Source organism: Streptosporangium sp. NPDC050284 (assembly GCF_044459525.1).
Classification (GTDB): domain Bacteria; phylum Actinomycetota; class Actinomycetes; order Streptosporangiales; family Streptosporangiaceae; genus Streptosporangium.
Window position 1 is genome coordinate 1 of the sequence record NZ_JBITIZ010000019.1, and the last position, 24,495, is coordinate 24,495.

Below are 24,495 nucleotides of genomic sequence, written 5' to 3' on the forward strand. Positions count from 1 at the left end.
CCAACGCCACCAACGACGACGAACACGCCGTATCCACCGTCAACGCCGGACCCCGCAACCCCAGCACATACGCGATCCGACCCGACGCCACACTGATGCTGCCTCCGGTGAGGAGGTAGCCGTCGGACGCCCCGTCGCCCTCGTGCAGGCGGGGGGTGTAGTCCGACGCGGTCGCGCCGATGAACACGCCCGTGTCGCTCTCCTTCAACGACAGCGGATCGATGCCCGCCCGCTCCAACGCCTCCCACGCCACCTGCAACAACAGACGCTGCTGCGGATCGGTCGCCAACGCCTCCCTCGGACTCATCCCGAAGAAGGCCGCGTCGAACTCACCCGCACCGCTCAGAAAACCGCCCTGCCGGGTATAGGACGTGCCGGGACGCTCGGGGTCGGGGTGGTAGAGGGCCTCCAGATCCCAGCCGCGATCGGCGGGAAACTCCCCGATCGCGTCCGTCCCCGACGCCACCAGCTCCCACAACTCCTCAGGCGAGGCCACCCCACCGGGAAACCGGCACCCCATCCCCACGATCACCACCGGATCGTCGCGGTGACCCGCGGTGGGGGCCGGCGCGTCCGGTGCCGTATCGGCGGTCAGGTGCCGGACCAGGGCGGCGGTGGTGGGGTAGCCGAACAGCGTGGCCGCGGGCAGGTCGACCTTGAGCGCGGCACCGACCCTGTCGCGCAGCTCGACCATGCCCAGCGAGTCCAGGCCCAGGTCCTTGAAGGTGGCCTCCTGGTCGACGCGGGCCGGATCCGAGAAGCCCAGCACCGCCGCCACCTCACCGAGGACGCGGCGCCCCACATCGGCCGCCCCGGCCGCCCCTGCGGGGACCGCGAGAACCGCAGGAGCGGATCCCCTGCCGGGAACCGGGACCTCTGCGACGGCAGGTTCCCCGCCGGGAACGGCGTCCAGCCAGTGGTGCTCGCGCTGGAACGGATAGGTGGGCAGGGCGAGGCGAGGTCCGCCGGGCGGGAAGACCGCGTCCCAGTCCAGCGGCACACCGGCGGTGAACAGCCCGCCGACGGCGACCTCCACCTCGTCGTGCCTGCCGAGGGCCGGCACGAATGCCGCTTTCCTGCCCTCCGCCTCCCGGCCGAGCCCGCTCAGGGTCGCCCCGGGTCCCGCCTCCACGAAGATCCCGGCACCCAGCTCGCGGAGCCGGGTGAGCCCGTCGGCGAACCGCACCGTCCGGCGGGCGTGCTCCACCCAGTACTCCGGATCGGTGCTCTCGACGAGCTCACCGGTCACGGTGGACACGAACGGGATGCGGGATCCGCCGAACGAGATCCCGGCGAGCACCTCCCGGAAGTCGTCGAGCATCGGGTCCATCAGCGGGGAGTGGAACGCGTGGCTCACCGGGAGCCTGCGCGTGCGGTACCCCCGAGCGGCACCGAGCGCGGCGACCTCCTCCAGCGTGCGCGTCCCACCCGCGACGACCACGGACTGCGGGCCGTTGACGGCGGCGACCACCGCGGTCCCGCCGGCCAGGGCGAGCAGCTCCGCGGCGTCCGCCTCCCCGGCGCTCACGGCGAGCATGCCGCCGCCCGCGGGCAGCGACTCCATGAGCCGGCCTCTGGCGACGATCAGTTCCGCGGCGGAGGGCAGGTCGAGGATGCCCGAGACGTGTGCGGCGGCCACCTCTCCGATGGAGTGACCGGCCACGAAGGACGGCTCGACACCCAGGGAGGCGAGCAGGCGGAAGGTCGCCACCTCGACCGCGAAGATCGCGGGCTGGGTGAAGGCGGTCCGGTCGAGCAGCCGGGCCTCGGCACTGTCGGGCTCTGCCCAGACGACGTCCTTGATCGGGCGTGACAGCCGATCGTCCAGAGCGGCGGCCACCTCGTCGAACGCCGACCGCCAGACGGGAAAGTCCCGGTGTGCCCGGCGTCCCATGCCGAGCCGCTGGCTGCCCTGCCCGGGGAACAGCACCGCGACCGGCGCGCTCCCTGCCCGCCCCGTAACGACCCCGGCCGCCGGACGGCCGTCGGCCAGCGCCTCCAGCCCGGCCAGTGCGTCACCGGTGACGGCGGCGCGCCACTCGAACACGGTCCGCGTGCCGGCAAGGCTCCGCGGCAGCCCCGGAGGGATCTCACCGTGCCCGGCGACGAGGTCCCGCAGCCGCGCCGCCTGCTCCCTCAGCGCGGGCTCGGTCCTGGCGCTGAGCACCAGGGGGGTCCGCGGCGCGCGGGCGTTCGGCTCCCGAGAAGGTCCCGGCACCGCGGAATGTCCGTGCAACGTGGGATGTCCGTGTGGCTCGGGCGCCTCGGCCACCACGATGTGGCAGTTGGTCCCGCCCATGCCGAACGAGCTGACACCGGCGACGAGCCTGTCGTCCTCTCGGGGCCAGGCGCCGCCCTGGTCGCGTACCGCCAGACGCCAGGCGTCCAGATCGATGTCCGGGTTCGGCTCGGAGTAGTTGAGGCTCGCGGGCAGCCGGCGCTCGCTGACGCTGAGAACGGTCTTCAGCAGGCCGGCGATCCCGGCCGCGCCCTCCAGATGCCCGATGTTGGTCTTGACGGAGCCGACGTGCAGCACGGGGCCGCCGTCTCGGGCGAGGCCGAGGGCTCTGGCCTCCACCGGGTCCCCGACCCGCGTGCCGGTGCCGTGCAGCTCGACGTACTGCACGTCGGACGGTGACACCCCGGCCGCCGCCCACGCCTTCCCGATCACCTCGGCCTGCGCCCGCGCGCTCGGCACGGTGAGCCCGTCGGTCGTGCCGTCGTTGTTGACGGCGCTCCCGAGCAGCACCGCGTAGACGCGGTCGCCGTCCTCGACCGCCGCGTCCAGCGGCTTGAGCAGCACCAGCCCGGCGCCCTCACCGCGAACGTAGCCGTTGGCCCGGCGGTCGAAGGTGTGGCAGCGCCCGTCAGGGGACAGCCCGCCGAAGCGCGCGACCGCGGCGGTGCCGGCGGGGTCCACGATGAGATTCACGCCACCGGCGAGCGCGAGCCGGCTCTCGCCGCGCCGCAGGCTCTCGACGGCCAGGTGCACGGCGACCAGCGACGACGACTGGGCGGTGTCCACCGCGATGCTCGGTCCCCGCAGGCCGAGGGCGTAGGACACCCGGTTGGCGATGATGCCTCGGGTCGTTCCCGTGAGCGTGTGACGCCCGATCGCCGAGGCGCGTGACAGCGCGGCGTACTCGTCGGCGATGGAGCCGACGAACACGCCGGTCGCGCTGTCGCGGAGCGTGGCGGGGACCAGGCCGGCGTCCTCCAGCACCTCCCAGGCCAGCTCCAGTACGAGCCGTTGCTGCGGGTCCATCGCGGCGGCCTCGCGCGGTGAGACGCCGAAGAACTCGGGATCGAACCCGGCGATGTCGTCGAGATAGCCGCCGTAGCGGAGGCCCGGGTTGTCTTGGGCGAGCTCGGCCGGGACGGCGGAGAGGCCCCGATGAGCGGGGATCTCGCGAACGGCACCGCGTCCCTCGTCGAGCAACCGCCAGAAAGCGCGCGGGTCCGATGCCCCGGGGAGACGGCACGCTGCTCCGATCACCGCGATCGGCCGGGACGCCCGCTGGTCGTTGCTGCTCAACTGCTGCCTCACTCTCGCTCGTGACGGCATGACGGCAGGGCCGTGCGAGGCCGTGGGTGCGGTGTCGTGCCGGTGTCGTGGGTTTGATGTCGTGGTGGGAGGTACGCGAGCTCAGTCCCGGCCGGTGAGCGCCAGCCACACCGTCTCCGCCACGTCCCGCGACCGCGGGGTCAGGTAGAAGTGGTCCCCGGGAAAGGCCCTGAGCCGAAAGTTTCCGGAGGTGTTCTCGCGCCACCGCTCCACCTCGGCGACGGCCGCGATCGGGTCACGGTCCCCGGTCAGCGCCACGATCGGGCAGCCGACCCGCACGCCCGGCGCCGGGACGTACGCCCGCAGCGCGCGATAGTCGCTGCGCAGCGCGGGAAGGACGAGGTCGCGCAGGGTCTCGTCCTCCAGCACCCGCCGGGAGGTCCCGCCGAGGCGTACGACCTCCTCGATCAGGGAGCAGTCGTCACGCAGGATCCGCGGGTCGACCCGGGTCAGGGCCGGGGCGCGCCCGCCGGAGACGAAGAGCAGATCAGGTACGGCGCCGAGCCCTCTTTCGCCGAACAGCGCGGCCTCGAAGGCCACCAGGGCGCCCATGCTGTGCCCGAAGAAGGCGAGGGGCGCGGCCGGCCGCTCCTCAGCGATCACCGCGGCGATCCTGCGGGCGAGTTCCCGCAGGTCCTCGACGGCCGGTTCGCCGCGCCGGTCCAGGCGGCCCGGGTACTGGACGGCGAGCACGCGCACCGCCGGCGAGAGCTCCTGAGCCAGCGGGGTGAAGAAGGCGGCCGACCCACCGGCGTGGGGGAACACCACCACGCAGGGGGCGCCGGCGTCGGCCGGGGCGAACTGCCGCAGCCAGTCGCTCCTCGCCGCCGTTCCCGTCGCGGTCATCGGCCCGTTCCCACGCGGGCCGCCTCAAGGGCGGCACCGAGCGCCGCCGTGACCCGGGGGTCGGCGTCGGGCCGCATCTCCTGTATCGCGAGCAGGCTCCACGCCCGGGTCTCCGCCAGGTGCGACGGGGCGCCGTGCACGTCGGAGTGCTCGATCAGCCTCAGGTCGCGCACCGAGCGTTTGAGCCGCTCGGTGTCGCCCGGCGGGATTATCTCGTCCCTGGTCGCGGTCACGGTGGCGAACGGGACCTGCAGGTCGCGCAGGCTCTCGTCGTCGAGTGCCCAGTCCCGGATGCGCGCGAACACCGCCTGGGGCGGCACGCCCACCAGATGCGCCAGGGTGTCTCTGGTGATCCTCGGCACCCTCGCCTGCCAGGCGGTGTCGGTGAAGAAGTCGTGGATCGGCGTCCCGTTTCCGACCAGGCCGCGGATCCGCCGATCGCGCAACGCGGCGGTGATCGCCAGATGGCCGCCGAAGCTCAGCGCGAGCAGATATGTCTCGGACACCTTCGCCCGCCCGGCCAGGGCGTCCAGTATCGCGGTGAACAGCCGCCAGCCGTCCGGACCGTAGCGCAGGGGGTTCTCACCGACGCCGGGGAGTTCGGCCACGACCCCGGCCATCCCGAAGGCCGCGATCTGCGGCAGCACCGGGGCCCACTGCTCCTTGGGGCTCACGATGCCGCCGGTCATCACCAGCAGCGGGCGCGGCTCCTCGGCGGACAGGCCCGTGGCCCACACCTTGACGGGCATCCCGCCGACCTCGACGGTGACCGCTTCGATCTCCGGCCGCTCCCGCCGCCAGCGTTCGAACGCCTCGAAGCAGCGCGCGAGCGCCCGCTTGCGGCCCGGGCCGTCGACGAACGGGAACCGTCCCAGGTTGTAGTACTGGCAGGCCGCCAGCGTCTCACCCGCGGCCTCCGCCTCCTCCCCCGCGCGGATCCACTCGTACGGCCACGAGCCCGCCTCGTCACCGCTGTCGGAGGTGATCCGCTCCAGCGGGCTCGCGTAGTGGCCGGTGGGCAGGTTCTGGGAGATCGCGTGCGCCACCACGAACCGTTTGAGCTCGGACAGGTCGTTCATTCGGCGTATCCCTCCAGCGCGTCCTTGATCTCGGTGAGTACGTCGGCGCCCTCCGCGCCGTCGATCACGCGGTGGTCGAACGCCATGGAGAGCCGCATGACCGGGGCGATCACGATCTCGCCGTCCCTGACGACCGGGCGGTCGGCGATCCGGCCGACCCCCAGGGTGATCGTGGTGCCGCCGACGGAGTGGAAGCCGTCGACCGCCCGGTGGCCGAGCGAGGTGACGCTGAACGTCCCGGTGACGGCGGGGCGCCGCTCCAGCAGTCCCGCGGCCTCCCGGAACCGGTCGAGCGCCACCTGCCACGGGAGCCGCCGCAGGGCCCGGATACCGGCGAACTCCTCTGCGGTGTCGGGGTCGGCCTCGATCGCCCGGTCCAGGTGCGCCTGGACGTCGGCGAGGCTCGCGCTCTCCAGGCGGGGGATCACCGTCGCCAGCACGACCCTGCGGCCGTCCAGCGTCTTGTCGAGGGTGACCTTGGCGGCGACGGTGTCGTACGTGGCGACGACCGGGTCCAGGCGGCCCTGGATCGCCGTGTTCGCCTCGGGGTGCTTGCGCAGCACGCCCGCGGCCGCGTGCACGACGTAGGAGACCACCGAGCGGCGCTCCCCCACTCGCCGCGCCCGCTCGCGTCCCGCGACGATCGCCGTCGCGTCGATCTCGGTGTCGAGGAAGACCGGCGAGAAGTCACGGATCTGGTCGAGGAAGAACAGGGTGTGGCGGCGCTGGCTGGCGAAAGGCTGCTCGGTCAACGGTTCACCACCTCGTAGATCGATTCGAGGTTCGCCGCCTCCAGGAAGTCCGGGAGCGACAACGGCTTTCCCAGGTGCTTCTCCAGCAGGACGAGCATCGCCAGGAGCCGTACCGAATCCCAGCCGGGAAGATCGTCGAAGGCCCGCCCCAGGTTCTCCGCGTCGACGTCGAGCCCGATCTCGTCCTGGAGCAGGTCCACGAACTCCGCCCGCGAGATTCCGGCCGTCATCGGTCACGCTCCAGTGCGAGGCCCGCTCTGATCCACTTGCTCGACTCGATCGCCACGGCGACCGCGCGCGACGGTGTCGCCATCTCCGGCAGCAGGCGGTCGAGCTGGAAGAACAGCAGGGCGTTGCCGTTGTTGCCGGTCTCGCCGACGCAGGAGATCTCCTTGGCCGACGAGAAGTCCAGCCGTTTGGCGATCTTGTCGGTCATGGTGACGGACAACTGGGGAGGCAGCAGATAGTCGACCTGGTCCCGCTCCCAGCCGAGGTCGTCCAGGAGTTCTTCGGCGATCTCCTCGGCCAGGACGGGCACGAGCTTCTCGATGGCCTTGTAGTCCTCACTCGCCGGCGCCTCGGCGGTGTCGCGGTCCGCCAGGCCGTACCACCGCAAGGTCTGGCCGGGAGCGCGGTCCAGGCCCGACAGCCTGGTGAGCACCGACCGGACCACCGGGGCCCGGGGGTGGTCCTCGGTGCTGAGCACCGCGGCGCCGGCCCCGTCACCGAACAGCAGGTAGTTGACGACCTCGTCGGGCGGCAACGCGGCCAGGTCGGCCTTGAGGTCGTAGTGCTTGGCGATGACGTCACCGCCGATCACCAGCGCGGTCCGGTACCGGCCGGTGCCCAGCAGCGCGGCCGCCACGTCGAAGGTCTGCACGGCCCCCGAGCAGCCCGACTGGAGCTGGAAGGTCGGCACGCCGTCGATACGCAGCCGGTCGGCGATCACGTTCACGGTGGTCGGCATCAGCGTGTCCGGGGTGGCGGTTCCGAGCACCACCACGTCGATCTCCGCGGCGGAGATCCCCGCTCGGTCGAGGGCCTGAACCGCCGCGAGCTCGCCGAGATCGGCCAGGTCGTGGTGGCGCTCGCCCGATTTCAGGTCGATCGCGAGGTGCCGGGTCCGTGTGCCGATGAAGGTGTCGACCCATTGCCGCCAGAGGTCGTCCATCCCGAAACGTTCGGCCAGTGCGGCGGTGTCGACGGGAGGCCCGGGAAGGGCCGTCCCCACGGACAGAACTCGTATCGGGCTTTCCCCCATGCTGCTCCTCCATCGAGCCGTGTCCGCGTCACGCGTGTCGTCGCCAGGCGGTCCGGTACTCCCGAGGTGGCGTCGCGGATCCCACGTCGGCCTTCCTCGTCGGAACGCTAATGACGCCTGCTAAAGCAGCACTAAGCGAGTGATGAACCGCCCTGCCGGACGGAGACGCCGGACGGAGACGCCGGACGGAGACGCCGGACGATGGACGCCTGCGCTCGGTCGCGATCGGCGTCACAGGGAGGCCAGGGAGAAGTAGGCCTCCTCCTCCTGGTCGAAGTGCAGCAGGAGGACCGCGTGCAGGCCGTACAGGCAGGCGCACAGGTCGTCGAGTTGCTCGGGGCGCACCCCGCCGTCCTCGGCGAGTGCGAGGTGACGCCCCAGCCGGCGCACGAGCCGTTCGATCTCCGCGTGTGCCCTGCTCATGGTCATCGTGGCCTCGGGTCCACCGAGAACGCGTCCCATCGCCGGGTAGAGCCGCCGTTCCTCGGCCCGTTCGTGCGGGAGCAGGCGTTCGGTGAGAAAGGTGTGGACCTCCCGCAGGCGGCCGAGGGCCTCCGTCGGGGAAGTGCCGGCCAGCTCGTCGGCGGTCTCCCGGATCAGTTCCAGGGGCGGCCGCAGCGAGGAGTGCTCCATCTTGAAGCGGCGCAGCAGGGACTCGGTGCCTGCGTCGACCACCGTGCGGGTTCCCCTCGCGGGACGCAGGGCCCGCAGCGCGTTGAGGATCACCGCCACGTCGATGACCTCCTGGAGCAGGGCGCCGGAGGCGGGCGGCAGCGCTCCGGCCGCCGCCACGGCCATGGCCAGCAACGAGAGGGCCATCCCCGCGCTCGCGCTCTGCACGGCGATGCGGCGGGAGCGACGGGCGACGTCCATGGCGTCGGCGAGCCGATCCAGGCGGTCGGCGGTGAGCACCACGTCGGCCGCCTGGGTGGAGGCGGCCGAACCACGGGCGCCCATCGCGACCCCGACGTCGGCGGCGGCCAGGGCGGGGGCGTCGTTGATGCCGTCGCCCACCATCACGCTCACCGCTTTGGCCGTCTCCTGCCGTACGGCCCGCACCTTGGCCTCGGGGCTCTGCTCGGCCAGTACCCGGTCGACACCGAGCACCGTGCCCACGCTCTCGGCGACCTCGGCCCGGTCCCCGGTAAGCATGATCACCCGCTCGATCCCGGCGGTGCGCAGCCGCCGCAGGGTCCGTGCCGCGTCCGCCCGTACGGCGTCGCGGAGCAGGATCACGCCCGCCGTTTCGCCGTCCACCGTCACCCAGACCGTTATGGCTCCGTCCAGCGCGGCCCGCGCCCGCTGGGTCCGCTCCCACCCCGGAGAGCCCGCGGAGTCCACAACAGGGGAGGTCGTCGCCTTGCCGACCGCTATCCGGCGGCCCTCCACCACCCCCTCGGTACCGGTGCCCGGCCGCTCCAGCACCTCGGTCGGCCGCGGCAGCTCGGCCCGGTGGGTGCGGGCGGCCTCGACGATCGCGGCGGCCAGGACGTGGGAGGACATCTGATCCACCGCCGCCGCCCAGCGCAGCACGTCGTCGGCGCGGGCGCCGGGCGCGGCCACGACGTCGACGACCTGGGGGCGTCCCGCGGTGAGCGTTCCGGTCTTGTCCACGATGAGGGTGCGGGCCTGCCCCAGCCTTTCCAGCGCCGCCCCGCCCTTCACCACCACGCCGTGCCGCGCCGTACGGGACAGTCCTGAGGCGATGGCCGCCGGTGCGGCGAGCAACAGCGGGCAGGGGGTGGCCACGACCAGTACGGCCACAGCCCGTACCGGCTGGCCGGACAACAGCCAGGCGGCTCCCGCCAGCAGGAGCGTGAGGGGCAGGAACCAGACGGCGAACCGGTCGGCGAGCCGTACGACGGGGGCACTGTCCGCCTCCGCCTGCCGTGCCAGCCGCACCACCCCCGCGTAGGTGCTCTCGGCCGCGCTGCGGCTGGCCCACAGGTCGAAGGCGGGGCCGGCGTTCACGACGCCGCTGCGCGCGCTCTCACCCGTGGCGCGCTTCACCGGGACGGACTCTCCCGTCAGGGCCGACTCGTCCAGTAGTGCCGGCTCCTTCGCGATCACGCCGTCGACGGGGACCGTCTCACCGTGGGGGATCAGCAACAGGTCGCCGGGCCGCACCTGTTCGACCTCCACGAGGCCGGCCACCCCGTCCCGGTAGCGCCGGGCCGAGTGGGGCGCGCGTTCGTACAGCGCGGTCAGGTCCCGGCGGGCTCGGCGTGAGGCGTAGTCCTCCAGCGCCCTGCCGGTGGCGAGCATCACGCCGATCAGGGCTCCGGCGAGATACTCCCGCACGGCGAGCGCTCCGGCCAGGGCGAGTACGGCGATGGCGTCCACGCCCAGCCGGCCACCGCGCAGCGCCGACACCACCCATCCCGCCGCGGGCACCAGGGCGACGCAGGTGACCGCCGCCCACAGAAGATCACCGGCGGCGCCCGCGCCGGCGAGGTGAAGTACGGCTCCTGCCAGGAGCCCGCACGCGGTCACCGCGAGGAAGACGACCATGCCAAGGCGTCTCGTCATCCGCGCCTCCCGCGGGTAGGCGTCCCGGCCCAGGGACGGAGGTCTGCTTCGGTCAGGGCTCTGGGGCCGCGGACGGATGGCGGCGGTGGGAGCCGATTCGCGGCGTCCGGCTCATCCCGCGGGGACGTGGGACGGCACCACAGGGACCAGGCGGAACATCCCCGTCATCAGCTCCGGCGGCTCCGGTCGCTCGGTGACGCGGCCGGCCACGGCTCGCAGCACGTCGGTGGCGGTCATCATGCCCACCAGCCGGTGATTTCTCCCCATGACCCCGATCGCGTCGACGCCGGCGTCGATCATCGCGGCGGCGGCGTCGGCCAGAGGCGTGTCGGGTGTGGTGTGCGGACGGCGTCGGTCGGCCAGCAACGCGTGGACCGGCACGCGTGACTGTTCGATCGGGCCGCCGGACCAGTGGGCGGTGAGGTCCTCTCGGGTCAGGATCCCGCGCAGGCGGCCGTGCCCGTCGACGACCGGCAGGTGATGGACACCCGCGCGCTGCATGATCTCCCAGGCCATGAGCGGGGACTCCCCGAGGTCGACGGCGACCAGCGTCCGGCTCATCACCTGCGCCACCGTGAGGTTACCGGTGTCCATCACGCCTCCCCTCGGGTCCGGAGCACGGCGACGGGGCAGCGGGCGTGGTGCAGGACTCCGTGACTGACCGAGCCCAGCAGGGCCGAGCCGACCCTGCCCAGTCCACGGGAACCGACGACGACCAGGTCGGCGGTGGCCGAGGCCTCGCAGATGACGCCGACCGGATGCCCGCAGACGAGCGTCTGCTCGACCTCGACCCGCGGGTACTTCTCCCGCCAGGCGGTGAGCGTGTCCGTGCAGAGGTGCTGTTGGGCGGCGAGGATGTCCTCGACCAGCGGTGTGTAGACGAGGGCGCCCGGCCCCACCACGGGCATCTGCCAGGTGTGGATCGCCCGTAGCCCGGCGCCGCGGCGGGCGGCCTCCTCGAAGGCGTACTCCAGCGCCACCGCCGAGTGGCCGGAGCCGTCGAAGCCCACGACGATGCGGCCGTAGGTCTGCTTGGGGGCGCCCTTGACGATCACGACGGGGGCGGCGGCATGCCCTGCCAGGGCCAGGGAGACCGATCCGAGCAGCAGCCCGGTGAATCCGCCCAGCCCTCGGCTGCCCAGCACGACCTGTTCGGCGTCCTCGGCCTCCCGCCGCAGGACCTCGATCACCGGGCCCGTCCCCAGCAGGGTGTCCACCTCCAGGTGCGGGGCGCGCTCCCGGGCGAGTGCGGCCGCGCGTTCCAGGGTCTGGAGGCCGTACTCGGCGACGGAGTCACGAAAACCCGGAGGGGTCTGGAGCGGGATGTCACCGGGCCACGCCTCGCACGCATAAACGATCTTCAAGGCGCATCCGCGCCGGACCGCGTCGTCGGCGGCCCATTCGACCGCGCCGTCCGAGGGAGATGAGCCGTCCACGCCCACCACTATGTGAGCTGCCATGTCGACCTCCTTGGGTTCTGCTTCCATTCGACCGGCCGGCGGCGTTTTTCGCAGCGGGCCAAAGGCCCGTCCGTCAGGGACTTCCGACCCGCGCCACCGGCCCGTCGCCTGCGGGTCCGATCATCGGGCCGGCCACTCTCGCGCCCTGCTTTTGCCAGGTGAGGTGTCCTCGTGCCGCGCCACCGGGATCAGCATGACCGGGACGCGGGCGCCGGCAAGGGTTTCATGCACGGTCCGCGCCCTTCCCTCGTCGAGGTGCTGTGACCATCCCAGCGCGATGAGATCCACGTGTTCGGCCGCCGCCACGCTCACCACCTGCTCTCCCGCGACTCCGCTGCGAAGCTCCATGCGCACCCCGGGACATGCGCAGTGACGGGCCAGGAACTCCTGCTCCCACGCCTGCCGGGCGTGTACGGCCTGATCCCAGAAGCGGGGAACGGTCACCTCGTCGAAGACGTGCAGGACCACCAGATCGACGCCGGTACGGGTGAACAGCCGCGCGGTCTCGATGACGGCCGCCGCGGCCTCGAAGGATCCGTCCAACGGCAGGAGCACCCGGGAGATGACGTGGTGAGGTGCCACCGGCGTCCCTCCCGCCACAGGCGTCACAGGCGCCACCGAAGGCACCGGGGAAGGAGGCAGCAGGACGACCGGCTTGGTGCAGCGGCGCACGACCCACCAGGACATGACCCCGGATGAGGCGCCGTCGGCGAGGACGCCGAGAAGCGTGCTCGCCCGCTCCAGTTCGCGGAGTACCGTCGTCGTGGTTTCCCGCGCCCCGGAGCCGGCGGCGAGGTGAATCTCTCGAATACCCGTGCGAAGAATTTCCGCCACCGCCCGGGCGACGCCGGTCACGGCCGCGGCCTCACCCTCGTCGCCGCCGTCGTCGACCACGGCCAGCACCTCGACCATGTCCACTCCCCTCCCTTTTTCCGGCGTCATCGGCCCAGCGGCAGGCGGGCGGAGCCGACCACCTCCTGCGGGTCGCCCGCACCCAGCCGTACCCGCAGCGCTCCGTCGGTTCGCACGTCGACCGCCTCCGGGGTGATCTCCAGCCGCACCCGGCGGCCCAGGCACCGAAATCGCACGCCCAGGCTTCCCCACGACGCGGGAAGCCGGGGATCCAGGCACAGGATTCCCTCGCGTACCCTCGCTCCCGCGAAGCCGGTGAGCAGCGCCTGCCACACACCCCCGAACGTGGCCATGTGCAGGCCGGTGGCCGTGGTCCCGGTGAGGTCGTCCAGATCCAGGACCAGCGCGGTGCGCAGCAGGCCCAGCGCCTCCTCAGGGCGGCCCGCCCTGGCCAGCAGGCAGGCGGTGATCGCCGGTGAGAGCGACGAGCCATGGGCGGTACGGGGGCCGTAGAAGTCGAGATTCGCCTCCAGCGAGCCCGCCTCGACCTCCTCGGGCACCAGGTGGTGAAGCATGAGGACATCGGGCTGTTTGATGATCTGGGTGGCGGCGAGCCGTTCGTGGCCGAGCAGCAGGTCGGCGGCGACCGGAGGGACGGCGATTCCCTCCATCGTGAGCGGCTCCAGCCGGAAATATCCGGCGAACTGCTCGTATCTTCCCGAGGCGGGGTCGTAGCCGTCCACCAGGCGGTCGGCGAGCGCGCGCCACCGGCGGCCCTCCGCACAGCCGGAGGCGACGAGGTCGGCCGCCTGCCGCAGGTTCCACCGGGCCATCACGTTGGTGAACGCGTTGTCCGTCACCGCCTCGTGGTACTCGTCCGGCCCGATCACCTCCCCGATGTGGGCCCGCCCCTCCTCGTCCACCCGGCAGCGCGACGCCCAGTAGCGGGCGGTCTCGATCATGAGAGGGCGCGCGGGTCCTGCCAGGAAGGCGCCGTCGCCGCTCCAGCGCGCGTAGTGGGCGGCGGCCCAGGCGACGTCGGCGGTGATGTGCTCCTCCATCCGCCCGGTGAGGATGGCGAGGGGCTCGCCGCCCAGACACCCTCGGGCGGGGGTCACCTCCTCTCCGGTGGCGGCGGACTCCCAGGGGAAGCGCGCGCCGGAAAGACCCAGGGCCGCGGCGCGGGCCCGCGCCGCGGCCAGGCGGCGGAGCCGGTAGACGACCATCGCCCTGGCCGCGGCCGGATGAATGCTCACCAGGGCGGGCAGGACGAACACGTCGGCGTCCCAGAAGACGTGACCGGCGTAGCCGCCACCCGAGAGCCCTCGCGCGCCGACGGCCAGTTCCTCACCGCGCCCGGCAACGCTCCACAGGTGAAACAGCGCGAACCGTACGGCGAGCTGCGCTTGGGGATCGTCGGGGATGCGGACGTCCACGGCCCCCCAGCGTGCGGCCCACGCCGCCCGCTGCTCGGCGAGCAGCCGGTCGAAGCCGAGCCCTCTGGCCGCCTCCAGCGCCGCGACGGCGTCGCGCGGCACCGGCCGGCGAGCGGGGTCGGCCGTGTAGGCGACGATCCGCTCCAGGGTGCGTACCTCGCCGTCACGGCCCGTACGCTGCGTCGCCACGGCGGCCATACCCGCGTGGTCGGCGGTGACGCGCGACCAGGTGTGGCCGTCGAGCCGGCCTTCGGTGACCTGGCCCTCCGGGGGCGACCGCAGGGCCGGCCCCGCCCGCAGCCGCCCGATGCCCGCCTCGGCGCGCATCGCCACCACCCCGGGCCGGCTCACGCACGCGAATCGCAGCGTCCGTACCGGACAGGTCTGGCCGATCTCCTCCCGGACCAGCACGCCACCGCGCAGGTCGAGCACGCGCAGGTCCTCCTCGGGAGGCGGGCGCAGGACGAGCCCGGTCCACTGAGGACCCGGCAGCAGGTGCTGCCCCGATCCGGTCCCGGTGTAGATCCCCTCGGCGAGCACCAGCGGAACCGATCCGGGGACGGACTCCTCCACCGACCCTCGGGTGGCGAAACCTCCGGCGCCGAGGGTGAAGAGCGTCTCGGTCACCCGGTGCCGCGACGGATCGGTGCCCGTCTCGCGGATCGTCCACGCCGGATCGTCGTCCACCCGGGGAACCCGCCCGTCGCGAGCCCCGTGCGGCACACCGGTGGCGCACCGGTCGAACACCACCGCGAAGGTGCGATCACGCCATCGGCGGTCCGGGTCGTCCATCGGCTCCCATATCGCCTCGCGCCGGCGCCGGGAGCGGCTACGGCGGCCACCACAGGTTCTCGTGGTCCCCGCCGTCGCGGCAGAGCCTTCCGCCCCGGTCGAAAAGGACTTTCGTCCCGTCAAGGCTTGCCGCCGGCGGGTATCGGATCCTTGCCCGGACCGGGGACCTCGGGTCCCGGGCCGGGACACCTGGCGGTGGATCGGGCCGTCCGGCCACGCCGTGAAGGACCTTCGGCTCTGCTCACGACCCCCGGCACGCCATAACGTGAACATTTAGAAATATGCGGGGGTTTGTCATGAAAATGACTGTTAAGGATGTTATGAGCACCGAGGTCGCCACGGTGCGGGAGAACACCGCGTTCCGCGAGGTCGCCGAACTCCTCATCGCCACCGGCGTCGGCGGGGTACCGGTGGTGGACGAGGACGACCGCGTACTCGGCGTCGTCTCCGAGACCGACCTGCTGCGCAAGGAGGAGTTCAAACAGCGTTACCACTGCGAACACTACCGGCCGCCGCTTCGCGCGTGGCTGCGTCACCGGATGAGCGGCGAGGGGGGCCTGCGGGGAAAGGCCGCGGGTGAGACCGCCGGCGAGCTGATGAGCCGCCCCGCCGTCGTCATCACCGCCGACTCCCCCGTGCTGCTCGCCGCTCGCGTGATGGACCTGCACGGGGTGCGACGACTGCCGGTCGTACGCGCCGACGGCAGGCTGGCCGGTATCGTCAGCCGCCGGGACCTGATCAAGGTCTTCGTCCGCAGCGACGACGAGATCGGGCGCCGCATCCGCGAGGACCTCGTCGTCCACGAGCTGGGAATGGATCCCGCAGGCGTCGGGATCGAGGTCCGAGGCGGCCTCGTGCGGCTCTCGGGGCAGGTGGACGAGCACAGCCAGGCCGTCACCCTCGCGCAGAAGGCACGAAACCTCAACGGAGTCGTCAAGGTGACCAACGAGCTCACCTGGCGGCAGGACGACGTCGTACCTCTCTCGATCATCTGGGGCGGGGCCTGAGCCGCCGCACCACCCGCCGATCGCGAGGTTCGCGAACCGGCGCCTCACCGTACGGCGATTCCCACCAGGAGGTGGAGCCCTCGTACGGCAGCATGACAACAGCGGGGACCGGGGGGAACGGCTCATGAGCACCGTTGTGACAGATTCGCTGGAAGCACTCATCACCGAGCTGCGCTCGCGTGGCTTCACCGTGGTCGGTCCCACGGCACGGGACGGAGCCATCCGGTTCGCCGAGCTCTCCTGCTCCGCCCAACTCCCCGCGGGACGGGGCGACGAGCAGCGCCCCGGCCACTACCGGCTCACCGAGCGGGACGACGAGCTGGTCTTCGGCTTCGCCGCGAGCCCCGACTCGGCCAAACGCTACACCCAGCCGCCCCGGCAGAGGCTGTCTCGGACGTACGGCGAGACGGTGGAGGAGGTCGAGGAGCGGGCGCCCCGGATCGCCCTGCTGGGCGTGCGCTCCTGCGACCTGGCCGCGATAGCGGTCCAGGACCGGGTCTTCCTCGGCGGCAGGCACCCCGATCCGGCCTACCGCAGGCGTCGTGAGGCGCTGTTCCTCGTCGCGGTGAACTGCGCGGTGCCCGGCGGCACCTGTTTCTGCGTCTCCATGGGCACCGGGCCTAAGGCCACCAGCGGGTTCGACCTGGCACTCACCGAGCTGAGCGGCCCGCACCGGTTCCTGGTCGAGACGGGAAGCGAGCAGGGCTCGCGGATCGCCGCGGCGCTCCCGCACCGGCCCTGCACCGACGACGACCTCGCCGCCGCGGCGGAGGTCTCACGGCTGGCCGCCACCCGGATGGGCCGTCAGGTGGACACCACGGACATCCAGCAGCGCCTGGCCGCGGCCCACGACTCGCCGCGCTGGGCCGAGGTCGCCTCCCGCTGCCTGGCCTGCACCAACTGCACGATGGCCTGCCCCACCTGCTTCTGCACCACGGTCGAGGACTCCACCGACCTCACCGGCACCGTCGCGGAGCGGACGGAACTGTGGGACTCCTGCTTCACCCTGGACTTCTCCGAGGTCGGCGGATCCCCCGTACGCGCCTCGGGGCCGGCCCGCTACCGGCAGTGGCTGACGCACAAGTTCTCCACCTGGTACGACCAGTTCGGCATGTCCGGTTGCGTGGGCTGCGGCAGGTGCATCACCTGGTGCCCGACCGGTATCGACGTCACCGAGGAGCTGGGATGCATCCTATGACGCCGGTGCCCTACCGCGTCCGGTCGCGCCGCCCGGACCGGGCCGACACGGTGACCTTGACGCTGAGACCGCTCCAGGGCGACTGCCTGCCGTTCCTGCCCGGCCAGTTCACGATGCTGTACGCCCCCGGTGTCGGGGAGATACCGATCTCGATCAGCGGCCGCGCCCGCTCCGGCGGATACGTGCAGACGATCCGCGCGGTGGGCGCGGTCAGCGCGGCGCTGTGCCGGATGCGCCCCGGTGACGTCGTGGGGGTCCGCGGCCCGTACGGCACGTCGTGGGACCTGCCGGCGGCGGCCGGGCTGGACGTGGTCGTGGCGGCCGGCGGCCTCGGCCTCGCCCCGCTGAGACCGGTGATCCGCGAGCTGGCCGCCCACGCCTCCCGGTACAGGCGGGTCAGCCTGATCGTCGGCACCCGCACCCCCGCGACCCTGATGTATCCGGGTGAGCTGGCCCGCTGGCGCGACGAACACGACATCGACGTCAAGATCATCGTGGATCATCCCGACCACGCCTGGAAGGGGCCGGTGGGGCTGGTCACCCGGTTGATCGACCGGATCGTCTTCGAGCCTCGCCGCACCTTCGCCTTCGTATGCGGCCCCGAACTCATGATGCGGGAGACCGCGGATCGGCTGGTACGGCGGGGTGTGCCCGCCGGGCGGGTGGCGTTGTCGGTGGAGCGCGACATGAAGTGCGGTGTCGGCCGCTGCGGCCACTGCCAGCTCGGCCCGCTGCTCACCTGCCTGGACGGCCCCGTACTGAGCTACGAGCGCGCGGCCGGGCTGCTCGCGGTTCCGGAGCTGTGATGGCCCGGCCCGCGCCCCGGCGCCCGCGGCTGGCGGTGTGGAAGTTCGCCTCCTGCGACGGCTGCCAGCTCACCTTGCTGGACTGCGAGGACGAGCTGCTCTCGGTCGCCGCCGAGCTGGACATCGCCTACTTCCTGGAGGCCTCGAGCGCGGTCGGGCCCGGGCCGTACGACCTGTCACTCGTCGAGGGGTCGATCACCACCCCAGACGATCTTCGCCGGATCCGGCACGTACGCCGCGTCTCCAAGCACCTGGTGACGATCGGCGCCTGCGCGACGGCGGGAGGCATCCAGGCGCTGCGCGACTTCGCCGATGTCGAGGAGTTCCTCTCCGTCGTCTACGCCCGGCCCGACTACATCGCCACACTGGAGCGTTCCACCGCGATCTCCGCCCACGTGCCGGTGGACTTCGAACTGCGCGGCTGCCCCATCGACAGGCGGCAGCTGCTGGAGGTCATCTCGGCCTTCCTGGCCGGGCGCCGCCCCTTCGTGCCCGGCCACAGCGTCTGCGTCGAGTGCAAGGCCCGGGGCAACATCTGCGTCCTGGTCGCCCACGGAACCCCCTGCCTGGGCCCGGTCACCCAGGCCGGTTGCGGAGCGCTCTGCCCGGCGTTCAACCGGGGCTGTTACGGCTGCTTCGGCCCGATGGAGAGCCCCAACGCCCGGGCGCTCAACGCGCGGCTGCGAGAGCTCGGCATGAGCACCCCCGAGCTGGTGCGCGTCTACCGGACGTTCAACGCCACCGAGGAACCGTTCCTTCAGGCAGCCGAGGAGGCCGTCGATGACGCATAGGTCGCTCAGGATCAGCGGACTGGCCCGGGTGGAAGGCGAGGGCTCGCTGCTGGTGCGCGCCCGCGACGGCCGCGTCACCGACGTGGAGCTGAACATCTACGAGCCGCCCCGCTTCTTCGAGGCCCTGCTGCGCGGAAGGGCGCACACCGAACCTCCCGACATCACCGCCCGCATCTGCGGCATCTGCCCGGTGGCCTACCAGATGAGCGCCTGCCAGGCGATCGAGGCGGCCTGCGAGGCGGAGGTGGCCGGGCCGCTGCGGGACCTGCGGCTGCTGATGTACTACGGCGAGTGGATCGAGTCGCACACCCTGCACATCTACCTGCTGCACGCCCCCGACTTCCTCGGCTACGACAGCGGTGTGGCGATGGCGGCCGACCACCGCCACGCCGTGGAGCGGGGGCTCGCGCTGAAGAAGACCGGCAACGAGCTGGTGGCCGCCCTCGGGGGCCGGGCCATCCACCCGGTCAACGTGCGGGTGGGCGGCTTCTACCGGGTGCCCGCCCGCGCCGAGCTCGCCCCGCTCGCCGAACGGCTGCGCCGGGCCCGCGACGCGGCGCTGGAGACGGTGGGCTGGGTGGCCGGCTTCGACTTTCCCGAGGTGGAACACGACTACCGCTTCCTGGCCCTGCGCCATCCGGCCGAGTACGCCATCCTGTCCGGCTCGATCGCGGTGAGCGACGGCACCGAGTTCGCGGCGGCCGACTGGCCCGACCACGTCGTGGAGGACCAGGTGCCGCACTCCACCGCCCTGCACGCGCGGCTCGACGGAGACACCGGCTACCTGGTGGGCGCACTGGCCCGATACGCCCTCAACGCCCACCTGCTCTCCCCCCTGGCCCGCTCGGCCGCCTCCGACGCCGGGCTCGGCCCCGTCTGCCGCAACCCTTTCCGCAGCATCGTGGTCCGGGCGGTGGAGGTCCTGCACGCCTGCGAGGAGGCACTGCGGATCATCGAGAACTACACCGAACCGGACGCGCCGGCCATTGCGGTCGAACCACGCCCGGGGGTCGGGAACGGCGTCTCCGAGGCTCCGCGCGGCACGCTCTACCACCGCTACCGGATCGACCGCGCCGGGTTGATCACCGAGGCCGACATCGTGCCTCCGACCTCGCAGAACCAGGCCCGCATCGAGATGGATCTGCGTCATCTCATCGAGCCCCGCCTCGGCCTGCCACAGGAGGAGTTGTCGGCACTGTGTGAGCGGACGGTACGCAACCACGACCCGTGCATCTCCTGCTCGACCCACTTCCTGCGCCTTCACCTGGACCGGTGAGGCCGATCCGCACCCGGGAGGGCCCATGTGCGACCGTGTCGCCCCCGTCGCCCCCGTCGCCCCCGCCGCCACCGCCGACGTCGTCATCGTCGGGATCGGCAACGAGTTCCGGGGAGACGACGCCGCAGGGCTGTTGGTGGCCCGGCTGCTGCGCGGCACGCTCCCGGCGCGGGTCACCGTGCTGGAGAACGCGGGCGACCCCGCCGAACTGATCGAGGCGTGGACCGGCGCCCGGCTCGCGATCGTGATCGACACGGTGGTCTCCGGCGCGCCTCCGGGCACGACCGGCCGCCGCGCCGTCCTCGGTTCCGGCCCCCGCGCCCGAGGCGACCGCTGGACGCCGCCCGCCGTTCGGCACGGCAGTTCACACGCCCTGGGCATCGCCGACGCGCTCGCGCTCGGCCGTACCCTCGGCCGCCTGCCTCGTGAGCTCGTGCTCCACACCGTCGAGGGCGCCGACTTCGGACTCGGTGCCCCGGTGACGCCCGCCGTCGGACTCGCCGTCGAACGGCTCGCCGAGACCGTGTCCAAGACGGTGACCGAGCTTGTCCGCTCGGAGCCGACGCGGCCCCGTTGAACCGGATCACGGGTGTTTCGCGGATTCGGCGGACGCGACGGGCTCCGGGGTGCCGAACCGGCTCGCGCGGCGGTGGACGCGGTGACCGGGAGGGCGCGGGCGGGTGGGAAGTGCGGCGGGCACGGTGCGGTAGCACCACCGCTTGCCGAACTCGATGAGAACCAGATAGACGATCACCATGACGGCCAGCGCGAGGAAGAACAGGGCGGGCAGGGGCTGGAAGCCGAGTGCGCCGGCGACCGGGGTGGACGGCAGCAGGGCACCGACACCGACGACGCCGAGGGCTGCCAGCAGCAGGGGCAGGCTGGGGTGGCTGCGCAGAAACGGGACGCGGCGGGTACGGATGGCGAAGATCACCAAGGTCTGGGTGGCGAGGGACTCGACGAACCAGTCGCTGCGTCCAGGGCTCGCATGGGCGACGTCCAGCCGGGCCGCGCCGCCCAGGCGGGCCGTCGCAACCATCATCGGCTCCCTTTACCTCGCGCCCTGGTCCTGTTCAGATCCTGGGCGCTCGCGCCGCCGGCGCGTTAGAGGCCAAGGTCCCTCAGGCATCCGGGCCGGGGCACGGCCGAGCGGCACGGCTCGCCTCGGCGAGGTGGCTGCGATGCCTCTCAGCTCACCGGTGGGCCGAAGTGGCGGGCGAACCACTCCTGTGCGAGAGCCGCGACGCTCTCAAGCGTTCCAGGCTCTTCGAACAGGTGACCGGCGCCGGGGACGATCCGGAGCAGGTTCTCGCAAAGCAACCGTTCCTGTGCCGCCCTGTTGAGGTCGATCACCACCTCGTCGCGGCCTCCCACGATCAGCAGGGTCGCCGCCCGCACCGCGGGAAGTCGCGGACCGGCCAGATCGGGCCGCCCACCCCGGCAGACGACGGCGGCGACCTCGCAGCCCGGCTCCGCCGCCGCCCACAGCGCGGCCGCGGCTCCGGTGCTGGCCCCGAAATAACCGATCGGGACGCCCGCCACCTCAGGCTGATCCCCCAGCCAGCCTGTGACCCGGACAAGTCTTTCCGCCAGCAACCCGATGTCGAACACGTTGCCCCGGTCGAACTCCTCCTCGGGGGTGAGCAGGTCGAACAGCAGCGTCGCCAGACCCGCGCGGTTGAATGTCGAGGCCACGTACCGGTTGCGCGGGCTGTGGCGGCTGCTGCCACTGCCGTGCACGAACACGACCACCCCCGCGCGGTTCTCGGGAACGACGAGCCTGCCGGGCAGCCGGACCCGGCCGGCGTCCACCCAGACCTCCTCGGCCGGGCCGGGAGGATCGCCTCCCCCCGCGTTCTCCTCACCCCTGCCGCCCCAGGCTTCGGCCCGCCGCAGCAACTCGACCACTTCGTCATCGGTGCCCTGGCTGAAATCGAGGTACCAGGCACCGATCGCGTAGAAGGCGTGCGGTGTTCGCAGGCAGACCACCTCGTCGGCGACCTCACGCAGGCTCTCGATCGTTCTCGGCGCTCCGACCGGAACCGCCAGCACCACTCGGGAGGCCCCGCGCGCACGGGCCACCTGGCAGGCGGCACGAGCCGTTCCGCCGGTGGCGACACCGTCGTCCACCACGATCACCGTGCGGCCCGTCAGATCCGCCGGGGCGCGCTCACCTCGCAGGTGGCGACCGCGGCGCAGGAGCTCGGCGCGCTCCCGCTCCTCCACCGCGGCCATCTCCTCCTCGGTCAGATTCGCGCGCCACACGATGTCGCGATCGACGACGCGTACCCCTCCCTCCCCGAGGGCACCGAACCCGACCTCCGGCTGGAACGGCACCCCGAGCTTGCGGACGATGATCACATCCAGCGGGGCGCCGAGGGCCTTGGCCACCTCGAACGCCACCGGCACTCCCCCTCTGGGCAGTCCCACGACGACTGTGTCCCCGGCGTGCCCGGTGTTCCCGGTGTTCCCGGTGTTTTTGACATCGACGAGCCCGCGCAGTCGCTCGGCCAGCCGCATTCCCGCCTCATGGCGATCGACGAACACCCCGTCCACCTCGCAATCCGCGAAACCACACCCCATTCACCAGCGTCGATGGGAAAATCACGCCGGCGATAGGGCTGAAGGTCCCGATTCACCTCCCTGTATGCGGGAAACGTCCCCCTCTCAGACAGTGACGTCGTCGGCGGTGTTCAGGTCCGGATGCGCCTGCCGCTCGTCGCGCAGCACGCCGCCGACGACGGCACCGTCGACCGTCTCCTTCTCGACCAGGATCGTGGCGAGCCGGTCCAGGGCGCCACGGTGCACCCTCAGCAGGTCGACCGCGCGTTTCTCGGCCTCGCGGATCAGGCGGGCGACCTCCTCGTCGATGACCTGCTGCGTCCGCTCCGAGTACGGCCTGCGCTGGAGATCCTCACCGTCCTCGCCGAGAAACTGAGGGCCCGCGGGAGAGTAGCCGACCGGACCGAGCGCGGGTGACAGGCCGAAGTCGCGCACCATGCGGGTGGCGATCTGCGTGGCGGCCGCGAGATCGTTGGCGGCGCCGGTGGAGCCCTCACCGAAGACGACCAGTTCCGCGGCCCGGCCGCCCAGCCGCACGGTGAGCAGATCGGTGAGGTAGGTCTCGCTGTAGAGATGCCGTTCGGCCTCGGGCAGTTGCTCGGTGACGCCGAGTGTCAGGCCGGCGGGCAGGATGGTCACCTTCGCGACCGGGTCGGCCTGCTCGCACAGCGTGGCGAGCAGGGCGTGCCCGGACTCGTGCACGGCCACCGAGTGGCGTTCCTGGGGAAGCAGCGCGTTGGTCGTCTCCCGCCGTCCCAGCAGCACCCGCTCGCGTGCCGCGTCGAGATCCCTGGCGTTGATGGTCGTGCGGCCGGCCCTGACCGCGTTGATCGCGGCCTCGTTGACGAGGTTGGCCAGGTCGGCGCCGGAGAATCCCGGAGTGGCACGGGCGATCACGCCGAGGTCGACGTCCGGGGCCAGATGCTTGCCGGCCGCGTGAACGGCCAGTATCGCCGCGCGTTCGGCCTGGTTGGGCAGGGGGACGGTGACCTGCCGGTCGAAACGGCCGGGACGCAGCAGGGCCGGGTCAAGGGTCTCCGGCCGGTTCGTCGCGGCCAGGACGACGATCCCGCTGCCCTGGTCGAAGCCGTCCATCTCGGCCAGCAGCTGGTTGAGCGTCTGCTCGCGTTCGTCGTTGCCGGCGATCGCCCTGCCACGCCGGCCGCCGATGGCGTCGATCTCGTCGATGAAGACGATCGAGGGGGCGCGTTTACGCGCCTCGTCGAAGAGGTCGCGGACTCGTGAGGCGCCCACGCCGACGAACATCTCCACGAACGCCGAGCCGGTGACCGACAGGAAGGGAACGTCCGCCTCTCCGGCCACCGCCCGGGCGATGAGCGTCTTGCCCGTTCCCGGAGGACCGACCATGATCACTCCTCGGGGTGGTTTCGCGCCGGCGGCCGCATACCGGGCGGGGGCACGCAGGAAGTCCACCACCTCGCTGATCTCCTGTTTGACGCCGTCGTAACCGGCGATGTCGCCGAACCGGGTCGCCGGCCGCTGGGCCTCGATGATCTTCGCCTTCGACCGGCCGAAACCTCCCATGCCACCGGCCATGGACTGCTGCGCTTTTCTTCCCATCCAGCCGAACAGGGCGATGAGCAGTACCAGCGGCAGGAAGCCGACCAGGAGCGAGATCAGGGAGTTGTCCGCTCGCGTCGCGGTGATCTGGACGTGATTGGAGCGAAGCTGCTCCTCCAGCCGACCGGCGTTGAGCGCGGTGGGGATCTGGCTGGTGAAGGTGGTTCCGTTGCTCAGCGTGCCCGACACCGCGCCCTGATCGTCGATCGTCACCGCCTTGACCTGTCCCGTGCTCACCTTGGCGACGAAATCGCTGTAGGGGTACGACGCGTTCGACGGCCCGGTGAACAGCAGGGGCACCAGCAACCACAGCGCGACGATCAGCATGCCGATCGTCGGCAGCCAGCGCCGCCAGCCGGTAGGCGGCGGGGAGGACGAAGGGGGCGTCGGCGGGGGCTCGTTCGGCGGTCCGGGCTTCGCCTTACCGGTCATGTGCCGACTGTGCCGGCCATGCGGCCGGATTCGCGTGATCACCACCTGGCCTCCCCGATGTGCCCCTCACCTGCCAGTTTTCAGCCACCCGGCGGGGGCCGTGCAGGGCCTAAAGACCCGAAATCATGACATAAATCCTTTTTTGGGTAGGCCGCGGGCAAGGCGAGCAACAGACACATCCATCCCGCCCACACCGTGTTTCCCCGCGTCCCCCCGCACCTCTGCACCCCTCTGTGCCCTTTGATGCCCTTCACTGTCTCCCTGTGCCGC

20 protein-coding genes are annotated in these 24,495 nt (G+C 72.0%); 6 read left to right on the forward strand and 14 right to left on the reverse strand.

Annotated elements, in window-relative coordinates; genetic code table 11:
* The 11 genes from ACIBH4_RS33245 to ACIBH4_RS33295 form a co-directional block, all read right to left on the reverse strand.
* The coding region (locus ACIBH4_RS33245; protein ID WP_362510894.1) for a beta-ketoacyl synthase N-terminal-like domain-containing protein at positions 1 to 3,535 on the reverse strand (3,535 nt) is incomplete at its 3' end.
* 111 nt (positions 3,536 to 3,646) lie between these two features.
* Positions 3,647 to 4,411 (reverse strand): alpha/beta fold hydrolase, encoded by a 765-nt coding sequence (locus tag ACIBH4_RS33250; RefSeq protein ID WP_362510897.1) that lies wholly within the window; start codon positions 4,409 to 4,411, stop codon positions 3,647 to 3,649.
* Positions 4,408 to 5,490 carry an alpha/beta hydrolase gene (locus ACIBH4_RS33255; RefSeq protein ID WP_362510900.1) on the reverse strand — a complete coding sequence of 361 codons (1,083 nt, stop codon included), beginning with the start codon at positions 5,488 to 5,490 and terminating at the stop codon, positions 4,408 to 4,410. Before ACIBH4_RS33255 ends, ACIBH4_RS33250 begins: the two co-directional genes overlap by 4 nt.
* Entirely contained in the window at positions 5,487 to 6,242 is a 756-nt protein-coding gene (locus tag ACIBH4_RS33260; RefSeq protein WP_362510903.1) for a 2-oxo acid dehydrogenase subunit E2, read from the reverse strand. The genes ACIBH4_RS33255 and ACIBH4_RS33260 overlap by 4 nt, the downstream gene beginning before the upstream one ends.
* The gene (locus tag ACIBH4_RS33265; protein ID WP_362510906.1) at positions 6,239 to 6,472 is read right to left on the reverse strand and encodes an acyl carrier protein; all 234 of its coding nucleotides are present in this window, start codon (positions 6,470 to 6,472) and stop codon (positions 6,239 to 6,241) included. The genes ACIBH4_RS33260 and ACIBH4_RS33265 overlap by 4 nt, the downstream gene beginning before the upstream one ends.
* Positions 6,469 to 7,503, reverse strand: coding sequence for a 3-oxoacyl-ACP synthase III family protein (locus ACIBH4_RS33270; protein WP_362510909.1), 1,035 nt, complete (start codon positions 7,501 to 7,503; stop codon positions 6,469 to 6,471). The genes ACIBH4_RS33265 and ACIBH4_RS33270 overlap by 4 nt, the downstream gene beginning before the upstream one ends.
* A gap of 231 nt (positions 7,504 to 7,734) precedes the next feature.
* Complete coding sequence (locus tag ACIBH4_RS33275) at positions 7,735 to 10,032, reverse strand: heavy metal translocating P-type ATPase (RefSeq protein ID WP_362510912.1); 2,298 nt, start codon at positions 10,030 to 10,032, stop codon at positions 7,735 to 7,737.
* Between the two features lie 111 nt (positions 10,033 to 10,143).
* Positions 10,144 to 10,626, reverse strand: coding sequence for a CBS domain-containing protein (locus ACIBH4_RS33280; protein WP_362510915.1), 483 nt, complete (start codon positions 10,624 to 10,626; stop codon positions 10,144 to 10,146).
* Positions 10,626 to 11,492, reverse strand: a complete 867-nt coding sequence (locus ACIBH4_RS33285) for a universal stress protein (RefSeq protein WP_362510918.1) — start codon at positions 11,490 to 11,492, stop codon at positions 10,626 to 10,628. Before ACIBH4_RS33285 ends, ACIBH4_RS33280 begins: the two co-directional genes overlap by 1 nt.
* Before the next feature lie 120 nt (positions 11,493 to 11,612).
* Positions 11,613 to 12,404: a universal stress protein gene (locus ACIBH4_RS33290; protein WP_362510921.1), complete on the reverse strand. Its 792-nt coding sequence runs from the start codon at positions 12,402 to 12,404 to the stop codon at positions 11,613 to 11,615.
* A gap of 26 nt (positions 12,405 to 12,430) precedes the next feature.
* Entirely contained in the window at positions 12,431 to 14,572 is a 2,142-nt protein-coding gene (locus ACIBH4_RS33295; RefSeq protein ID WP_362765284.1) for a glycosyl hydrolase family 65 protein, read from the reverse strand.
* A gap of 320 nt (positions 14,573 to 14,892) precedes the next feature.
* Here ACIBH4_RS33295 and ACIBH4_RS33300 point away from each other — a divergent pair, with 320 nt between their 5' ends.
* From ACIBH4_RS33300 to ACIBH4_RS33325, 6 genes are all read left to right on the forward strand, one after another.
* The gene (locus ACIBH4_RS33300) at positions 14,893 to 15,579 is read left to right on the forward strand and encodes a CBS domain-containing protein (protein ID WP_362765287.1); all 687 of its coding nucleotides are present in this window, start codon (positions 14,893 to 14,895) and stop codon (positions 15,577 to 15,579) included.
* Between the two features lie 124 nt (positions 15,580 to 15,703).
* Positions 15,704 to 16,777: a 4Fe-4S dicluster domain-containing protein gene (locus tag ACIBH4_RS33305; RefSeq protein ID WP_362510930.1), complete on the forward strand. Its 1,074-nt coding sequence runs from the start codon at positions 15,704 to 15,706 to the stop codon at positions 16,775 to 16,777.
* Positions 16,765 to 17,583 carry an FAD/NAD(P)-binding protein gene (locus ACIBH4_RS33310; RefSeq protein ID WP_362510933.1) on the forward strand — a complete coding sequence of 273 codons (819 nt, stop codon included), beginning with the start codon at positions 16,765 to 16,767 and terminating at the stop codon, positions 17,581 to 17,583. Before ACIBH4_RS33305 ends, ACIBH4_RS33310 begins: the two co-directional genes overlap by 13 nt.
* Positions 17,583 to 18,374: an oxidoreductase gene (locus ACIBH4_RS33315; RefSeq protein ID WP_362510936.1), complete on the forward strand. Its 792-nt coding sequence runs from the start codon at positions 17,583 to 17,585 to the stop codon at positions 18,372 to 18,374. The genes ACIBH4_RS33310 and ACIBH4_RS33315 overlap by 1 nt, the downstream gene beginning before the upstream one ends.
* A complete protein-coding gene (locus tag ACIBH4_RS33320; protein WP_362510939.1) occupies positions 18,364 to 19,650 on the forward strand; it encodes a Ni/Fe hydrogenase subunit alpha in 1,287 nt (428 codons plus the stop codon). Before ACIBH4_RS33315 ends, ACIBH4_RS33320 begins: the two co-directional genes overlap by 11 nt.
* Before the next feature lie 25 nt (positions 19,651 to 19,675).
* Positions 19,676 to 20,227 (forward strand): hydrogenase maturation protease, encoded by a 552-nt coding sequence (locus ACIBH4_RS33325; protein ID WP_362765290.1) that lies wholly within the window; start codon positions 19,676 to 19,678, stop codon positions 20,225 to 20,227.
* A gap of 6 nt (positions 20,228 to 20,233) precedes the next feature.
* Here ACIBH4_RS33325 and ACIBH4_RS33330 read toward each other — a convergent pair whose 3' ends face one another.
* The 3 genes from ACIBH4_RS33330 to ftsH all read right to left on the reverse strand — a co-directional run bounded on the left by ACIBH4_RS33330 (position 20,234) and on the right by ftsH (position 24,225).
* Positions 20,234 to 20,689, reverse strand: a complete 456-nt coding sequence (locus ACIBH4_RS33330) for a cation transporting ATPase C-terminal domain-containing protein (RefSeq protein WP_399173454.1) — start codon at positions 20,687 to 20,689, stop codon at positions 20,234 to 20,236.
* A gap of 149 nt (positions 20,690 to 20,838) precedes the next feature.
* The gene (locus ACIBH4_RS33335; RefSeq protein WP_362765294.1) at positions 20,839 to 22,197 is read right to left on the reverse strand and encodes a phosphoribosyltransferase family protein; all 1,359 of its coding nucleotides are present in this window, start codon (positions 22,195 to 22,197) and stop codon (positions 20,839 to 20,841) included.
* 120 nt (positions 22,198 to 22,317) lie between these two features.
* The gene (gene ftsH / locus ACIBH4_RS33340; RefSeq protein WP_362510951.1) at positions 22,318 to 24,225 is read right to left on the reverse strand and encodes an ATP-dependent zinc metalloprotease FtsH; all 1,908 of its coding nucleotides are present in this window, start codon (positions 24,223 to 24,225) and stop codon (positions 22,318 to 22,320) included.
* Positions 24,226 to 24,495 lie beyond the last annotated feature (270 nt).

Coding starts and splice junctions, on each gene's coding strand:
- ACIBH4_RS33250 (WP_362510897.1), bottom strand. CDS start 4,411: ATGACCGCGACGGGAACGGCGGCGAGGAGCGACTGGCTGCGGCAGTTC.
- ACIBH4_RS33255 (WP_362510900.1), bottom strand. CDS start 5,490: ATGAACGACCTGTCCGAGCTCAAACGGTTCGTGGTGGCGCACGCGATC.
- ACIBH4_RS33265 (WP_362510906.1), bottom strand. CDS start 6,472: ATGACGGCCGGAATCTCGCGGGCGGAGTTCGTGGACCTGCTCCAGGAC.
- ACIBH4_RS33270 (WP_362510909.1), bottom strand. CDS start 7,503: ATGGGGGAAAGCCCGATACGAGTTCTGTCCGTGGGGACGGCCCTTCCC.
- ACIBH4_RS33275 (WP_362510912.1), bottom strand. CDS start 10,032: ATGACGAGACGCCTTGGCATGGTCGTCTTCCTCGCGGTGACCGCGTGC.
- ACIBH4_RS33280 (WP_362510915.1), bottom strand. CDS start 10,626: ATGGACACCGGTAACCTCACGGTGGCGCAGGTGATGAGCCGGACGCTG.
- ACIBH4_RS33285 (WP_362510918.1), bottom strand. CDS start 11,492: ATGGCAGCTCACATAGTGGTGGGCGTGGACGGCTCATCTCCCTCGGAC.
- ACIBH4_RS33290 (WP_362510921.1), bottom strand. CDS start 12,404: ATGGTCGAGGTGCTGGCCGTGGTCGACGACGGCGGCGACGAGGGTGAG.
- ACIBH4_RS33295 (WP_362765284.1), bottom strand. CDS start 14,572: ATGGACGACCCGGACCGCCGATGGCGTGATCGCACCTTCGCGGTGGTG.
- ACIBH4_RS33300 (WP_362765287.1), top strand. CDS start 14,893: ATGAGCACCGAGGTCGCCACGGTGCGGGAGAACACCGCGTTCCGCGAG.
- ACIBH4_RS33305 (WP_362510930.1), top strand. CDS start 15,704: ATGAGCACCGTTGTGACAGATTCGCTGGAAGCACTCATCACCGAGCTG.
- ACIBH4_RS33310 (WP_362510933.1), top strand. CDS start 16,765: ATGCATCCTATGACGCCGGTGCCCTACCGCGTCCGGTCGCGCCGCCCG.
- ACIBH4_RS33315 (WP_362510936.1), top strand. CDS start 17,583: ATGGCCCGGCCCGCGCCCCGGCGCCCGCGGCTGGCGGTGTGGAAGTTC.
- ACIBH4_RS33320 (WP_362510939.1), top strand. CDS start 18,364: ATGACGCATAGGTCGCTCAGGATCAGCGGACTGGCCCGGGTGGAAGGC.
- ACIBH4_RS33325 (WP_362765290.1), top strand. CDS start 19,676: ATGTGCGACCGTGTCGCCCCCGTCGCCCCCGTCGCCCCCGCCGCCACC.
- ACIBH4_RS33330 (WP_399173454.1), bottom strand. CDS start 20,689: ATGGTTGCGACGGCCCGCCTGGGCGGCGCGGCCCGGCTGGACGTCGCC.
- ftsH (WP_362510951.1), bottom strand. CDS start 24,225: ATGACCGGTAAGGCGAAGCCCGGACCGCCGAACGAGCCCCCGCCGACG.